At 61.8% G+C, this 15862-nt stretch carries 16 protein-coding genes; 11 read left to right on the top strand and 5 right to left on the bottom strand.

Features of this window, described 5'->3' with window-relative positions:
- The 6 genes from AKL28_RS14575 to hutG form a co-directional block, all read left to right on the top strand.
- Positions 1-675, top strand: a 675-nt coding sequence (locus tag AKL28_RS14575; RefSeq protein ID WP_050468891.1) for a glutamine ABC transporter substrate-binding protein, incomplete at its 5' end; no start/stop codon positions are given.
- A gap of 113 nt (positions 676-788) precedes the next feature.
- A complete protein-coding gene (locus AKL28_RS14570; protein WP_050468880.1) occupies positions 789-1454 on the top strand; it encodes an amino acid ABC transporter permease in 666 nt (221 codons plus the stop codon).
- Positions 1454-2227: an amino acid ABC transporter ATP-binding protein gene (locus AKL28_RS14565; RefSeq protein ID WP_050468879.1), complete on the top strand. Its 774-nt coding sequence runs from the start codon at positions 1454-1456 to the stop codon at positions 2225-2227. Before AKL28_RS14570 ends, AKL28_RS14565 begins: the two co-directional genes overlap by 1 nt.
- A complete protein-coding gene (locus AKL28_RS14560; protein ID WP_050468878.1) occupies positions 2217-2840 on the top strand; it encodes a HutD/Ves family protein in 624 nt (207 codons plus the stop codon). The genes AKL28_RS14565 and AKL28_RS14560 overlap by 11 nt, the downstream gene beginning before the upstream one ends.
- Before the next feature lie 65 nt (positions 2841-2905).
- Positions 2906-4327, top strand: coding sequence for a formimidoylglutamate deiminase (locus tag AKL28_RS14555; protein WP_050468877.1), 1422 nt, complete (start codon positions 2906-2908; stop codon positions 4325-4327).
- A 10-nt stretch (positions 4328-4337) separates the two neighbouring features.
- Positions 4338-5138, top strand: coding sequence for an N-formylglutamate deformylase (gene hutG, locus AKL28_RS14550; RefSeq protein ID WP_050468876.1), 801 nt, complete (start codon positions 4338-4340; stop codon positions 5136-5138).
- A gap of 73 nt (positions 5139-5211) precedes the next feature.
- On the opposite strand, the gene AKL28_RS14545 is transcribed toward hutG, so the two are convergent.
- The 5 genes from AKL28_RS14545 to AKL28_RS14525 are packed head-to-tail and all read right to left on the bottom strand — an operon-like array spanning position 5212 to position 9416.
- The gene (locus AKL28_RS14545) at positions 5212-6165 is read right to left on the bottom strand and encodes an arginase family protein (protein WP_050468875.1); all 954 of its coding nucleotides are present in this window, start codon (positions 6163-6165) and stop codon (positions 5212-5214) included.
- Positions 6166-6176: 11 nt separating this feature from the next.
- Positions 6177-6968 (bottom strand): amino acid ABC transporter ATP-binding protein, encoded by a 792-nt coding sequence (locus AKL28_RS14540; protein ID WP_050468874.1) that lies wholly within the window; start codon positions 6966-6968, stop codon positions 6177-6179.
- Positions 6965-7633 (bottom strand): amino acid ABC transporter permease, encoded by a 669-nt coding sequence (locus tag AKL28_RS14535; protein ID WP_050468873.1) that lies wholly within the window; start codon positions 7631-7633, stop codon positions 6965-6967. The genes AKL28_RS14540 and AKL28_RS14535 overlap by 4 nt, the downstream gene beginning before the upstream one ends.
- Before the next feature lie 18 nt (positions 7634-7651).
- Positions 7652-8392, bottom strand: coding sequence for a transporter substrate-binding domain-containing protein (locus AKL28_RS14530; protein WP_050468872.1), 741 nt, complete (start codon positions 8390-8392; stop codon positions 7652-7654).
- A 55-nt stretch (positions 8393-8447) separates the two neighbouring features.
- On the bottom strand, positions 8448-9416 hold the full coding sequence (locus AKL28_RS14525; protein ID WP_050468871.1) for an agmatinase: 969 nt from the start codon (positions 9414-9416) through the stop codon (positions 8448-8450).
- 273 nt (positions 9417-9689) lie between these two features.
- On the opposite strand from AKL28_RS14525, the gene AKL28_RS14520 reads away from it, so the two are divergent.
- From AKL28_RS14520 to AKL28_RS14500, 5 genes are all read left to right on the top strand, one after another.
- Positions 9690-10604 carry a LysR family transcriptional regulator gene (locus tag AKL28_RS14520; protein ID WP_050468870.1) on the top strand — a complete coding sequence of 305 codons (915 nt, stop codon included), beginning with the start codon at positions 9690-9692 and terminating at the stop codon, positions 10602-10604.
- A 123-nt stretch (positions 10605-10727) separates the two neighbouring features.
- The gene (gene nhaA, locus AKL28_RS14515) at positions 10728-11879 is read left to right on the top strand and encodes a Na+/H+ antiporter NhaA (protein WP_156226354.1); all 1152 of its coding nucleotides are present in this window, start codon (positions 10728-10730) and stop codon (positions 11877-11879) included.
- 485 nt (positions 11880-12364) lie between these two features.
- Positions 12365-12490, top strand: coding sequence for a hypothetical protein (locus AKL28_RS25300; protein WP_269432191.1), 126 nt, complete (start codon positions 12365-12367; stop codon positions 12488-12490).
- A gap of 546 nt (positions 12491-13036) precedes the next feature.
- Positions 13037-14737 (top strand): glucose-6-phosphate isomerase, encoded by a 1701-nt coding sequence (pgi, locus tag AKL28_RS14505; protein WP_050468868.1) that lies wholly within the window; start codon positions 13037-13039, stop codon positions 14735-14737.
- Positions 14738-15425: 688 nt separating this feature from the next.
- Positions 15426-15803, top strand: a complete 378-nt coding sequence (locus AKL28_RS14500; protein ID WP_050468867.1) for a hypothetical protein — start codon at positions 15426-15428, stop codon at positions 15801-15803.
- The last annotated feature ends 59 nt before the right edge of the window (positions 15804-15862 follow it).

The following is a 15862-nucleotide window of genomic DNA, read 5'->3' as shown; positions in this document are numbered from 1 at the left end:
GCCGATAACGTGATCCGCGTCGGTACCGATGCCACCTTCCCGCCGATGGAGTTCGTCAAGGACGGCAAGCGCACCGGCTTCGACATCGAACTGATGGAAGCGCTGGCCAAGAGCATGGGCAAGAAGATCCAATGGGTGGACATCGACTTCAAGGGCCTGATTCCCGGCCTGATTTCCAACCGCTTCGACATTGCCGCATCGGCCATCTACATGACCGATGAGCGCCGCAAGGTCGTCAACTTCAGCGATCCGTACTACCGTGGCGGCCTGGCCGTGCTGGTGCGCCGCGATGACCAGAGCATCAAGGTGCCGGATGACCTGAACAAGGGCAAGAAGGTGTCGGTGCAGGTCGGCACCAAGTCGGTCGGCTACCTGAAGGACAACTTCCCTGGCGTAGAGCGTGTCGAGGTCGAGAAAAACCAGGCCATGTTCGACCTGCTGGCCACCGGCCGCGTCAATGCCGCCGTCACCGGCCGGCCTGCCGCGGTGGAGTACGCACGTACCCAGCCGCTGGTGCGCGTGCTGGACAAGGGCCTGACTACCGAGCTGTATGGCTTCGCCATGCGCCGTGGCGACACCGAACTGGCGGAGCAGTTGAACAAGGCCCTGCAGACCCTGCGCGTGAACGGCACTTATACCGCGTTGACCGACAAGTGGTTCGGCAAGAGCGAGTAATGCCGGCCTGACCGCCGCGCCGCCATAGCGGCTGCGGCGGTTTTCTTATCTTCCCAGCGGTCCGCCCGGCGGCAAGCCGGTACGGTTGCGCATTTCAATTTTCCGGAGCCCATATGGATTTCGACTTTTCGCCGGTATGGGAAAGCTGGCATTCGCTCGCCACCGGCACTGCAGTCACGGTGGAAATCACCGCCGCCGCGCTGGTGCTGGGTTGCCTGCTGGGCCTGCTGGTCGGCCTCGGGCGCCTGTCTCCGCAGCGCCGCATCATCTATGGCATCTGCACCGTCTACCTCACCCTGGTGCGCGGCACGCCGCTGCTGGTGCAATTGTTCATCTGGTTCTTCGGCCTGCCGCATTTCGGCATCCTGTTGCCGGCCTATGTATGCGGCATCCTCGGCCTGGGCATCTACAGCGGGGCTTATGTCTCCGAAATCGTGCGCGGTTCGATCCAGTCGATCGAACGCGGCCAGATGGAGGCGGCCCGTTCGCTCGGCCTGCCGTACAAGATGGCGATGCGCCGCGTGATCCTGCCGCAGGCCTTCGTGCGCATGATCCCGCCATTGGGCAATGAATTCATCGCGCTGATCAAGAACTCGGCGCTGGTGTCGCTCTTGACCATCGCCGACCTGATGCACGAGGGGGAAAAGATCATCAGCGTGAGCTACCGCTCGCTGGAGGTTTACCTGGTCATCGCCGCGATCTACCTGATCCTCACCAGCGTGACCACCCTGATCCTGCGCCGGATCGAGAAAGTACTGCGTTCGGAAGGGAGAGTGTGATGACGCAAGCCATTGTCGACATCAAGGGCCTGAAGAAATCCTTCGGTGAGCATGTGGTGCTCAAGGACATCGACTTTGCCGTGCAACCCAGCCAGGTGGTAGTGGTGATCGGCCCCAGTGGCTCGGGCAAGAGCACCTTCCTGCGCTGCCTGAACGGCCTGGAAACAGCCGAAGGCGGCACCGTCACGGTGTGCGGCCATCCGGTGGTGCAAGGCGGGCGCATGATGCCCGAAGCCAAGCTGGACGAACTGCGCGCCGAAGTCGGCATGGTGTTCCAGTCGTTCAACCTGTTCCCGCATCTCACCGTGCTGGACAACATCACGCTGGCGCCGACCTGCCTGCGCGGCGTGCCGCGCAAGGAAGCCGAAGAGCAGGGCATGCGCCTGCTGAAGAAGGTCGGCCTGGACCACAAGGCCAAGGTCTACCCCGGCACGCTCTCCGGCGGCCAGAAGCAGCGCGTGGCGATTGCCCGTGCGCTGGCGATGGGGCCCAAGGTGATGCTGTTCGATGAGCCGACCTCCGCGCTCGACCCCGAGCTGGTGGGCGAAGTGCTGCAGGTGATGAAGGACCTGGCCGCCGAAGGCATGACCATGCTCATCGTCACCCACGAGATGGGCTTCGCCCGCGAAGTGGCCGATGTGGTGGTGGTGATGGACCACGGCAGCATCGTCGAGGCCGGCGCGCCGGCAGATATCTTCACCGCGCCCAAGGAAGCGCGTACCCGCAGCTTCCTGCAGACCATGCTGGCGCGTGAGGTGGCTCATGGCGCCTGATACTTCCCCGAAGCCGCAAGCTGGCGGCGCCGTCATCGCCAGCGGCAGTCTCGGCCGGATTGCCGCGGTGCCCTGGAAAAACGAAGGCGGGCAGACGCGCGAGCTGTGCGTGGAGCCGCCCGAGGCGGATTTCTCTTCGTTCGCCTGGCGTGCCAGTGTGGCCGATGTCGGGCGCGATGGCGTTTTCTCGACCTTCGCCGGTATCGACCGCACCATCGTATTGCTGGAGGGCGGCGGTTTCACCATGCATGCCGATGGCGCGCAAATACATGACTTGCGCGAATGCTTCGCGCCGTTCTCCTTCTCCGGCGAATCGGATGTGTCGGTCCGCCTGCACGGCGCGCCCACCCTGGATTTCAACCTGATGGTGCGGCGCGACCTGGCCAGCGGCGAAGTGGTGGCGCTGAGTGAACAGAACTCCCGCAGGCTTCCGGCCGATACGGTATTGCTGTACGTCGCACAAGGCGCGGCCTGCCTCTCCGACGTCTCCGGGATGCAGCGGCAATTGCGTTCAGGCGAATTCGTGAGGCTGCGCGAAGGCGCGGTCCTGCCCGACTTGCTGTGTGCGGCCGGTGCGATGGTGCTGGCCATCCGTATCCGCCGCAAGACCTGATCTGCCGCCTGTAGCCGGTAAACACAGGGTCGTTCAAACATACAAAAACGGAAAATGGTGAGCCTATGCCAACTCACGCTGAGCAAGACCTGAACTCCAATGGCGGCGCATTGTTCTGCCCGCGCGCATTGCTGCCCGAAGGCTGGCGCAGCGATGTTCTGCTGCGCTGGAACGCAGCCGGCGACCTGATCGAGGTTACGCCCGACAGCATGCGCGGCGACGCGGCGCAGGCCGCCGGGCCGGTGATCCCCGGCATGCCCAACCTGCATTCGCATGCTTTCCAGCGCGCCATGGCCGGCCTGACCGAGACCATGGGCAGCCCGACCGATTCCTTCTGGAGCTGGCGCACGCTGATGTACCGCTTTGCCCAACGGCTGCAGCCGCAACACCTGGAAGCGATCGCGCGCCATCTCTATATCGAGATGCTCAAGGCCGGCTACACCTCGGTGTGCGAGTTCCATTACCTGCACCATGCCGAAGGCGGTGCCGCCTATGCCGACCCGGCCGAATTGTCGCTGCGCGTGATGCAGGCGGCGCAGGACGCCGGCATCGGCATGACGCTGCTGCCGGTGCTGTACCAGCACGGCGGCTTCGGCGGCATCGCACCGATGCCGCACCAGGCGCGTTTCATCTCGTCGCCGCAATGGATGCTGGAATTGCGTGAACGCCTGCAGCGCGTACTGCCGGAGAACGGCATGCGCCGCTACGGCGTGGCGCCGCATTCGCTGCGCGCGGTCGCGGCCGATGGCCTGGCCGAACTGGTCGGCGGCGTGCGCGCCCAGGCGCAGGGCGCCGATGCGCCGGTGCACATCCATATCGCCGAGCAGACCAAGGAAGTCGACGATTGCCTGGCCTGGTGCGGCAAGCGTCCGGTACAGTTGTTGCTTTCATTGCAGGAGCTCGACACCCGCTGGTGCCTGGTGCACGCCACCCACATGGCGGATGACGAGTACCGCGCCGTGGCTCGGAGCGGCGCCGTGGTGGGCCTGTGCCCGACCACGGAAGCCAACCTCGGCGACGGCATCATCGACGCGCCGCGCCTCCTGGCCGATGGCGCCAACTGGGGCATCGGCTCGGACAGCAACATCGCCATCAACCTGCGCTCGGAGCTGCGCCTGCTCGAATATGGGCAGCGCCTGCACCATCGCCGCCGCAACATGCTTGCTTCCGAAGCGCAGCCGGCCGTGGCCGACCGCATGTTCGCGCAGGCGCTGTCCGGCGGCGCGCTCGCCACCGGGCGGGCCGTGGCGGGGCTGGCGGCAGGACAGCGCGCCGACTTCGTGGTGCTCGATGGCGAGGACGCAAACCTGGCCGGCCGCGGCACGGAACAGTTGCTGTCGGCCCTGGTGTTTTGCGAACACGAGGGCAATCCGGTGCGTGATGTTTTCGTCGGCGGCCGCCAGGTGGTGGCCGAAGGCCGCCATGCGCTGGAAAGGCAGGCGCGTACCGATTACCGTGCGACTGTGTCGCACTTGCTGAACGATTGAGGAACCAACAATGACCCAGGAAGTATTCAAGCTGCGGCAGGGCACATCGCCCTTGCTGATCTCCATGCCTCACGTCGGCACGCTGCTGCCGGACGATTTGAAGTCCGCCTTCAGCGATGTCGGCCTGCAGGTGGATGACACCGATTGGCACATCGAGGACCTGTACGACTTCGCGGGCGAACTGGGCGTATCCGTGATCCGCCCGTTCTACTCGCGCTACACCATCGACCTGAACCGCCCGGCCGATGGCAAGAGCCTGTACCCGGGGCAGAACACCACCGGCCTGTGCCCGCTGACCACCTTCGACAACGTGCCGCTGTACAAGCCGGGCATGGAGCCGGATCAAGCCGAAGTCGCGCGCCGCCTGCCGCTGTACTGGAAGCCTTACCACGCGGCGCTGCAGGCCGAGCTGGAGCGCATCAGGTCCATCCATGGCTACGCCCTGCTGTGGGACGCGCACTCGATCCGCTCGGTGATCCCGCACCTGTTCGAGGGGGAACTGCCGGTGTTCAACTTCGGCTCCGCCAGCGGCGAATCCTGCGCACCCGGCGTGGCGGAAGCCTTGCTCAAGCAGGCGCAGGAACTGGCGCCGCATTACCCGGCGGTGCTCAACGGCCGCTTCAAGGGCGGCTACATCACCCGCAACTATGGCCAGCCGGCCAACAAGGTATACGCAGTGCAGCTGGAGCTGGCGCAGCGCAGCTATATGGAAGAACAAGCGCCTTATGCGCTGGACGCGGCATTGTCCGGCAAGCTGAAACCGGTGCTCAGGGAATTCATCCGGAGTTACCTGGCGTTCAAGCCGTCCTGAATGCGGCTGCCCGATAACGAAAAAGGCCTGCAGCGATGCAGGCCTTTTTTGCATGGGTGCCGGATTCCGAGAATCAAGGCTTGCTGCGGTTGGCAAAAATATGCCCCATGAATTCAACCATGACATGGGCGCCCAGATATGAGGTCACGCCGGTACCCACATCCAATGGCGGGCATACCTCCACCAGGTCGAAGCCGACGATCTCCATACGTTCCGCCAGCGCGATGAGCGCATCGCGCAATTCCGCATACATCAGGCCGTTGGGTTCGGCCGAGACGCAACCGGGCGTAAGCGACATGTCCAGCGCGTCGATGTCGATACTGACGTAGCACTTTTCGCCGGCCGGCAGGCCGGCGGCGATATCGGCCGGTACGCCGCGGCGGAAATCGCCCATGGTGACCACGCGGTTGCCGGCCGCGCGGGTGTCGGCGAATTCGGCCGGGCGTACGCGCAGGCTGCGGATGCCGACCTGGGTCACGCTCTTCACATGGGGCAGGCCCGAGATGTGCCGGAACGGCTGGCCGTTGGTGTATTGCAGCTCGGGCGTGACGGGGGCGTAGTCGAGGTGAGCGTCGAACTGCACCACATGGAGGGGCTCGTCGAAACCGCGCAGGATGGGAAAGCTCACCGAATGGTCGCCGCCGATACCCACCGGCATCACGCCGCGCGCGCGCAGCGCGGCCACCAGGGCGGTGACGTTGGCAGCGGTTTGCCCGATGTTGGTGGGCAGCACGTCGACATCGCCGATGTCGACGATACGTCCGCCGGTAATCTCGGTGGCCAGGTAGTGTTGCTGGCGTTCGACATCGAAGAATCCGGTCGCGGCGAAGCGCATCGAATGCTCGCGGATGCTGCGCGGGGCGAAGCGCGCACCGGGCAGGAACGGCGAGCCTTCGTCCAGCGGCACCCCGAACACCGCCATGTCGGCGGCGATGGCCTCGAGGTCGGTGCACAGGTCGCTGCGCAGGAAGGTGGGGATGCCGGTGAAGGCGCGGTTGGTGCGGTGGATGCCGCGCATGTTGGTCATGGTGTTTTCTCTCATGCGGCGATGGCCGCTACTTTCTGAAGCAGCAGGCGCGTACGCCCATGCACCGGTGCCTCGAAGATCGCGCGCGCTGGGCCGCTCTCGACGATGCGGCCGTCTTCCATCACTACCAGCACGTCGGCAACTTCACGGGCGAAAGACATTTCATGCGTGACCACGATCATGGTCATGCCTTCGGCCGCCAGCTGCTGCATTACCTGCAGGACTTCGCCGACCAGCTCCGGGTCCAGCGCCGAGGTCGGTTCGTCGAACAGCATCACCTCAGGCTTCATGGCCAGTGCACGGGCGATCGCCACGCGCTGCTTCTGGCCGCCGGACAGGCTGGCCGGCATCGCCTCGGCCTTGTGCGCCAGGCCGACCTTGGCCAGCAGTTCGCGGGCGATTTTTTCGGACTCGTCGCGCGGCATGCCCAGGATCTTGCGCGGCCCGATCGCCACGTTACCCAGTACCGACAGATGCGGGAACAGGTTGAACGACTGGAATACCATGCCCACATGCTTGCGCAGTTCGTTCAGGGCTTCCTCGGCCAGCGCCGCGCCATCCTTGAGCAGCCACTCGCCGCAGATGCTGATGGAGCCGGCCTCGGCGATTTCCAGGCCGTTGCAGCAGCGCAGGAAGGTGCTCTTTCCCGAGCCGCTGGGGCCGATCACCACCACCACTTCGCCACGGTTGAAGCGGGCGCTGACGTCGTGCAGTACCTGGTGGTCGCCGAAATATTTGCTCAGGCCGCTGACGCTGATGATGGGCGGCGTGTCGGGGGTATTGAGTTGGCTGATCGTGTTCATTGCACCATTCCTCCCGCGCGCAGCCGGTTTTCCACTTGCCGCAACAGCAAGGCCGTGCCGGTGGTCAGCACCAGATAAACCAGGGCGATGGCCAGGTAGACTTCCAGCGAACGGTACGACACGCTGATGATCTTCTGCCCCTCGTGCATCAGGTCGTGGATGGTCACCAGCGACACCAGGGCGGAATTCTTGGTCAGCGCGATGAATTCGTTGGCCAGCGGCGGGATCATCCGTACGAAGGCTTGCGGCAGCACCACCAGCCGCATCGCCATACGCGCCGACATGCCCATCGAACGCGCCGCTTCCATCTGCCCGCGGTCGATCGAGATCACCGCGCCACGGACGATTTCCGAGACATAGGCCGCCGAATAACAGCCCAGTCCCAGCACGCCGCATTCAAAAGCCGGCAACGTGATGCCGAAATAGGGCAGTCCATAGAACAAGATGAACAGCTGCACCAGCAGCGGCGTGCCGCGAATGAACACCACGTAGGTATTGGCTGCGCCGTAAGCCAGCCGGCGGCGCGGATTGACGCGCGCCAGGCCGATCAGCGTACCCAGCAGGCAGGACAGCACCAGTGAGACCAGTGTGACCTCGACGGTGACCAGCGCACCGCGCGCGAGGTCACCCCAACCGGCGATTACCGGCAAGAAATCAAAATCCATCGGAGGCTCGCGCGGGCTTTATTTCGCGTCGGCGCCAAACCAGCGCACGAGGATCTTGTCGTAGGTGCCATCGGCCTTGATGTCGCGCAGCGCACGGTTGATATCCTCGCGCAGCTGCGGCAGTTTCTTGCTGACCGCGATACCGTAGTCTTCACGCGTGAGCGGCTCCGGCAGCACCTTGGCGGTGCCGCGATTCTTTGCATACAGCAGGGCGGCCGGCTTGCCGGTGACCACGGCGTCGGCGCGGTCGGCTTCCAGCGAGTTGAACATCTCTTCATTCTTCTCGACTTCGACCAGCTTGGCGGCAGGGTAATGCTCCTTCATCCAGGCAATCGACTTGGTGCCGACCTGCACCGCTACACGCTTGCCGGACAGGTCGTCCGGTTTGGTAAGGCTGGTGTTGCCTTTCTTGACCATGACCACCAGGCCGGCAGTGAAGTAGGGATCGGTGAAATCCACCACCTTCTTGCGCTCGTCGGTGATGTAGATGGCCGACAGCACGATATCCTGGCGGCCGGAAATGACGGAGGGGATCATGCCTTTGAAGTCCATGTCGGTGTAGGCCAGGGGACGTCCCAGCTTTTCCGACAGCGCGGCGGCCATGTCGATGTCGAAACCGGTCCTCTTGCCGTCCTGGATGTACTCCATGGGCGGGAAGGTCGGATCGATCGCCACGCGTACCGGCTCGGCGGCGCACGCGAGGTTGGCGTAGGCGCCCAGCGCCAGAGCGCCGGCCATGATGATGTTCTTCAGCTTCATGATTTCCCCTGTTTGTGATGGTGGTAGGCTTGCTGCGGAAAAAGCGGCTGGCGGATTACTTGCGCTTGCCGTCGAAATAGCCGGCACGGATGGCGGTGCCGATCAGGTTGAGGATCAGGCGGCCGGCGGTCATGCATGAGATTTGGTGGATGTCCTTCTCGGGCTGGATCTCGACGATATCCATGCCGACCACGCGGCCCTTCTTCACCAGGCCGTGGATCAGCTCCCGCATCTGGATGAAGTCCACGCCGCCTGGCGCCGGGCCGGCCACGGCAGGCATGCAGGTCGGGTCCATGCCGTCGGCATCGATGGTCAGGTAGTAGCGGCCGCCGGCGGGGATGCGCTCCAGCACGGCTTCCATGCCGATCTTGTGCAGTTCATAGGCAGTGATGATCTGGGCGCCCCAGTTGCGGGCATCGTCGGCATCCTGCTGGCGGGCGCTGCCGGAGGCGCGCATGCCGATCTGGATGATGTTTTTCACGTAAGGCAGTTCCGAGGCGCGGCGGATCGGGCTGGAGAGGCCATCCTTCACGCCATTGACTTCGTCGCGCCAGTCCAGGTGAGCGTCGACGTGGACGATGGTGATCGGGCCCTGGTCGTCATAGGCGCGCAGGATAGGATTGGTGATGCCGTGGTCGCCGCCGAGCACGATGGGGATGGCGCCGGCCTTGAGGATTTTGCGGGTAGCCACCTCGGCGCGGGCATAATGGCCGCGCGGGTCGTTCAGGTCGGCCGGCACGTCGCCGCAGTCGACAAAGCGGATGTCGCTGCGGCCTTGCAGCAGCGGGCCTTCGATATCGAAGTCGTAGCGCTCGGGGCTGCGGATGACGCGGTCGGAAGCCTGGCGGATCGCAGTGGGCGCGTTGGTCTGGTCGTTGTTGTAGTCGGCCGGGGAGTAGGCTGCGCCATAAGGCATGCCGAGCACGGCGAAGTCCGCATCGAGATGGTCGAGGTCGAGCGCCAGTTCGGAAAACAGCAGCGACTTGTGGTTGGTTTTTGGTGCAATGGTCAGGGGAAGGGGCATGGCGTCACTCTGAAAACGGTTGGTGATGGGGCATTGGTTGAGCCGATGGTACAAGTGCCCACTTCAACAAAAAACCCGTTTTCTTTGTAATCACGGTTGCGGAAACCGAAACCTTTTTTCGCCCGGAAATCCGCGCTGGCAAAGGGTTTGAACAGGCCGTAAATAATTTCGATTAGCGTTCGCCGCTGGCCGTGGCAACCGGAAACGGCCGCGCGGCGCAGTTGGCATGGCGCTTGCTCAAGGCAATGCCGGATGAGGTGAGAGAAAGCACAAATGACACGCAAAGCATTGAACGAGCGCGACCTGCGCGCCTTGCGGATTTTCCGCGTGGCGGCGCAGGCCAAAGGCTTCGCGGCGGCGGAAAAGCTGCTTGGCATGACCAAGGCGACCATCAGCCGCCAAATCAAGGCGGTGGAAGACAGCCTGGGCTGCCGCTTGTGCATCCGTGGCCCCGGCGGCTTTGAGCTGACGCCGGACGGCACCATCATCCTGCGCTATGCCGGGGATGCGCTGGATGCGTTGGACCGCATCATTCCTGCGGTGCAGGCCGGACGCGGCGTGGTGTCCGGGCCGGTGGCGATCGGCATGAGCGACAATGTGATCGGCAACCCGGACTGCGCGCTGCAGGCGACGCTGGACCTGTTATCCCAGAGCGCGCCCGAGGTTGCGCTGACCTTATCCACCATGCCGACCAATTCGCTGATTGGCGCACTGATGGAGCGCAAGCTGGATATCGTCATCAAGGGCATCCACCAGGCATATGCGCGCGCGCCGGGATTGAATTACCTTGAGCTGTTCGAGGAGACGCACCGCCTTTACTATGTCAAGAGCAAGCAGGGCGAACGCATGCGAAAGCCATCTGAGCTGCCCATCGTCTACCGCGCGGCGCAGCCTTTCGTCGAGGAGGTCATCGAACACATGGGCTATCGGCGCGGCCCCGAAGCCATCGGGATGGAGTCGGTGGCCATGCTGGTGAGCAGCACCCATTACGTAGGCGTGCTGCCAACGCATTACGCCAACATGCTCAAGCGCATCGTCCCGCTGGCCGAAGTGCCGAAGTCTCCCACCTTCAGCGTCAAGATCTATGCAGTGACCAACGGCGCGCGGCCGTTGTCGCTGGCCGCCGAAAAGACGCTGGAGTTGCTGCGCAAGACGCACGGTCTTCCTGCCGTCGGCGCCGATGCGTAAAAAGGCGGATTTGGAGAAACGCGCCGCAATTGGTACAGTCTGCCTTTGGTTAACGACAAGCTGGCAGGGGGTATCGATTTGAGCAATGCACACCACAACCGTCGCAACGGCGGCAATGCCTTCATGCAGTTTTTTGCGAATGAGGCGGCAGGCGGCATTGTGCTGGCCATCGCCGCCATGCTGGCGCTGGTCGTCAGCAATTCGCCATGGCGAGACATGTATGACGCCTTCACGCGCATCCAGGGCACGGTCGACATCGGTGGATTCCTCGTACTTTCCAAGCCCCTGTTGTTGTGGGTGAACGATCTGTGGATGGCTGTGTTCTTTTTCCTTGTCGGGCTTGAGATCAAGCGGGAGTTCGTCGAGGGCGAGCTGGCTTCGCGCAGCCAGGCCATCTTGCCGGCGGTTGCGGCATTGGGCGGCATGGTAGTGCCTGCCGCGATCTATGCTGCAATCAATTGGGGGGATGCTGCGGCGCTGCGCGGCTGGGCGATTCCTGCGGCGACCGACATCGCTTTCGCCATCGGCATCGTGATGCTGCTGGGTTCGCGCGTGCCGACTTCGCTCAAGGTGTTTCTGACCGCCGTGGCGATTATCGATGACCTTGGCGCCATCGTCATCATTGCACTGTTCTATACCGATAACCTGTCGCTGGGGATGCTGGCGTCGGCAGGCGTTGGCGCCATCGTGCTGCTGCTGCTCAACCGTGCCGGCGTGCGGCGTGTCGATATCTACATCGTGGTCGGCCTGATGATCTGGGTCTGCGTGTTGAAATCGGGTATTCACGCCACGCTGGCCGGCGTATTGACGGCGCTGGCGATACCGATGCGGGATGCCAAAGGCCGGCCCTTGGCTGGAGCGCTGGAGCATGGCCTGCATCCGTGGGTGGCTTTCCTGGTGCTGCCGATGTTTGCCTTCGCCAATGCCGGCGTGTCGCTGCAGGGGATGTCCTTGGGCAGCCTGTTCGATCCGGTTCCGCTGGGTATCGCCGCCGGGCTGGTGCTGGGCAAGACTGTCGGCGTTTTCGGCGCCAGCTGGCTGATGATGCGCAGCGGCCTGGCTACGGCGCCGGCCGGCGCCAGCACGCGCCAATTCGTGGGAGTGTGCATGCTGTGCGGGATCGGTTTCACCATGAGCCTGTTTATCGGCGGCCTGGCGTTCCAGGGACTGAGTCCTGATTTTGAAGCGAAGCTCAAGCTGGGCGTGCTTGGCGGATCTGTCCTGGCAGGTTTGCTGGGGACGCTGGTTTTATGGCGGAAGACATCACCGCGCTGAATGTCTTGAAGGCGAAAACCGGTACCAGGCTGTAAAAATTCCGATCGTCGCTTATCTCTTTTTTGCCTCTTCTTGAAGGTTACCGTCGCCATTGAGCGACGGTAACCGGCTTTTCGTATTGCAACGCAGAACGTCATTTTGCCGATCAATTGGCAATCAGCCACATCCTTTAATCCCCCTGTTCCCGAAAGAAAAAAGTCAAACCGGCAAGCGCTGCCGGAGGGCTTTTTATTTATGACGTGCGGAAATTGCTGCTGCGCGAAACAGGTGCTCCTTTACATCGAAAAATGGCAAGAGCAAGATGAACTTAAGTTCAGTAGCCGCGCGGGATTGCCCGTGAATGACAGGCCGGAGTGGCAGCAGGAGATGCGCAACAATTTGGTGCGATTTTGAAGACTCGTCCGAGAGGCGGGCATGCATGGCATGCTGAACAATAAGCTGCGTGAGCTGGGCCGCGCCAGCAAAAAATATTTGGTGGAGACAGTATGAAAATCATCGACCTTCTGATGAGCTACGGCGTGCAAGTATTGTTGTGGTACGCCTTGTATGTGCTCATTGCGAGCTGTGCATTCGGTGCATATGTCTGGCGTCGTACCGGATTGAGCCATTGACCCTTATGGGTATCCTGGACCAAATCTTGTCGTATGGGGCGCTCATGCTGCGATGGTATGCGCTCTATGTCCTGATTGCCGGCGGTGTATTCGGCGTCTATTTGGTCTGCCGGCTGTGGCTGCGGGACGGGTTCTTCAAGATCAAGAGCGCGCACCATCGGCCGCGGCATCGGGAGGTAGACTAAAGTCCCCTTCGTCGTTGTATCGCCCTTCCTTGCGCAACTTCTCCATTCCAGAGGAAATTGATTTGCCGCGATGCCTGGTTGCATTGCGGTAATTTCCATTTTTCCTACAGGGAAAAGCGGAGCAGTCCTATCGCATGGCACAAGTTGCCTCGTTACCCTGTCACTCTGCCTTGTATGCGGCATGGAAAGGCCAGGAGCCTTATCCAGCAAGCATTTGGCCATATCGGAGCGATGCAGCGGGCTGGCAAGCCGGATAGACAAAACCCTTGCCTGGCGCTGTTGCTGATGCGTTGCATCATGATGCACGGCGCCTGTGCCTTGCTCGCCCCGCCCAGCACACCAGGAACAAGGAGCAGGACTCATGACGACTTTGCCCGCCAGCGACATCCAGTTGCCTCTCTTTATCTATACCCAGCGAGAACCGCTGACTGAAAAAAGCGCATGGGTTGCGCTCGATGAGCATTATCGCGACCGCGCACGCCACTTCCAGCTTGAACGCCTTTTCGCCATTGATGCAAAGCGCGGCGAAAGCATGGCTGCCGAAGATGTCGGCATCTATCTCGATTACTCCAAGAATCTGGCCACCGCCGAGACCATGGCGCTGCTGATGCAGCTGGCCCGTCAGTGCGGCTTGCAAGAGCGCATCGATGCCATGTTCCGTGGCGACAAGATCAACAACACGGAAGGGCGCCCGGTATTGCATACGGCCTTGCGCAAACCGGCAGGAACGCGCCTGGTTGTCGATGGCGAGAATGTGGTGGCGCAGGTGCAAGAGGTGCTGGGCCGCATGGCGGGTTTCGCAGACCGGGTGCGTTCGGGCCAATGGCTGGGCCATACCGGACGTCCGATCCGTCACGTGGTCAATATCGGCATCGGCGGTTCTGACCTCGGTCCGATGATGGCGCATGAGGCATTACGCCACTATGGCAAGCGCGATATCAGTATGCATTTCCTGTCGGACGTGGATGGCGCCGCCTTGCTGGAAACGGTGCGCACGCTGCCGGCTGAGCAGACACTGTTCATCGTCTGTTCGAAAACTTTCACGACACTTGAAACCATCACGAACGCCCACGCCGCACGCGATTGGCTGGTCGCCCAGCTGGGCGATGCAAAGGCCGTATCGCGCCATTTTGCCGGCGTGACCACCAACATCAAGCAAGCCGCGCAGTTCGGCATCGATCCCGACAACATGTTCGGTTTCTGGGATTGGGTGGGCGGACGTTATTCGATGACCAGCGCCATCGGCCTGTCGACCATGATCGCCATCGGCCCGGAAAATTTCCGCGAGCTGCTGCGAGGTTTTCATGCCATGGACGAGCATTTCCGCACCGCGCCGCCGGAGAAGAATTTGCCGGTGATCCTGGGCATGCTCACGATCTGGTACAGCAACTTTTTCGGCGCCGCCAGCCGGGCGGTGCTGCCGTACAGCCAATACCTCAAGCGCCTGCCTGCCTACCTGCAGCAACTGACCATGGAGAGCAACGGCAAGCACATCACCGTCAACGGCGAGACCGTCAATTACCAAACCTCGCCGGTCTATTGGGGCGACAATGGCATCAACGGCCAGCACTCGTTCTACCAGATGCTGCACCAGGGAACCCAACTGGTGCCATGCGACTTTATCGGTTTTTGCAAGCCGCTGGAACAGAGTGGCGACCAGCATGAACTGCTGATGGCGAACATGTTCGCGCAGACAGAAGCGCTGGCCTTCGGCAAGAGCGCGACGCAGGTGCGTGGGGAGGGTACGCCGGAAGAACTGGTGCCGCATCGCGTGTTCGACGGCAACCGGCCCAGCAACAGCATGCTGATCGACAAGCTCACACCGTACAGCCTGGGAACGCTGGTAGCGTTGTATGAACACAGCGTGTTTACCCAAGGGGTGATCTGGAACATCGATTCCTTCGACCAGTGGGGTGTCGAGCTGGGCAAGGTACTGGCCAAGCGCACTGCGTCCCAGTTGCTGGATCATCGCCAGCCGCTGCATCACGACAGTTCAACCAATGCGTTGATCCGCCGTTTCCGAAACTGCAACCGCAGCAGCTTGCAGGCCCGAGTGGCCTGAGTTCCGCTTATCCCCGGCAAGGTTGCACCAGGGACTCAGGCCTGCGTGCCGGCGGCCTGAGCCAACAGTCCGATGTTGCCGATCCGGGCAGTATCGCCCCTGCGCAACAACTTCCATTTTGTCCTACAAATAAATACGGTGGCGTCCGATACGGCTCATCATTGCGACCGCCTATGATCGTCAAACCCGCTAAAAAATGGCGGCAAGACAGCAGTGGCGACGTTGTATCAGACAGGTTGTCGCATGCTCAATAAAGTTTGTGTCAACGCACTTTGTCATCAGTTTGTTGAGGTAGTGACCGCATATAAAAGTTGTATCGGATGCGGTGGCGGAATGGGTATCCCAAGCCGTGCTTCAATGTTGTGCATGCAGTTGCAGCGATGATGTTCATGGGCAATACAAGCCCTTATTTTTCACAAACAAAATCCGCCGGATTCGCGCAGTTTGGCTAAAATGAATTGGCCGGTGATTGTGGAGCATTGAATGTATTTACACCTGAACATCAGGGAGTGAAGACCATGCTGTCGATGGAATACAAACAAAAATCGATTGCAGTTTCCAAAGCCCAACACGCTTCGCCCGCCACAGGAGGCGCAAGTTGCAGTGCGCCGTTGCGAAGCCGGAATGCGCCTTAGGAAGCGCGACGAACAGAGATTGCTAGCTTTGGAAATTTGACAGGGGAAATGTCATGGACAAGTCCGATTCTGCTCATCCGACCGACAAGAACATCTCCATTCAGCAAGGCGACTGGAACGCATACCGGAACCATATCGAAAACCATACGACGGAGCAGCAAAAGGCGCAGGATGAATGCGAGGAGGAGATCCGCCGCGCATTGGCCGATACGCGAAGCGACTCATCCGGCCAGCCGCTGAACGGCGAGGAAGACATCCTGGCTTACCGTCGCCAATGTGCGCGTGCCTATATCGGCATGAACGGACGTTTGGGCGGACGCGCTTACCATGCCAATGAACCGGTGATCCTGACGCCGGAATCCATCAATGAGCTGGCCGAACTCAATCGCATCTTGCGGGAAGAGCGTGCGCAAAAAAAGAAGAGCCGCTGACAAGGGCGCATTGCATGATATCGGATGCATTCTGAATTCTTTGCCAAGTGCGGCAATGC

It is taken from the genome of Herbaspirillum chlorophenolicum (assembly GCF_001189955.1).
Lineage (GTDB): Bacteria > Pseudomonadota > Gammaproteobacteria > Burkholderiales > Burkholderiaceae_D > Herbaspirillum > Herbaspirillum chlorophenolicum.
This window is presented reverse-complemented; position numbering and strand designations above follow the sequence as displayed.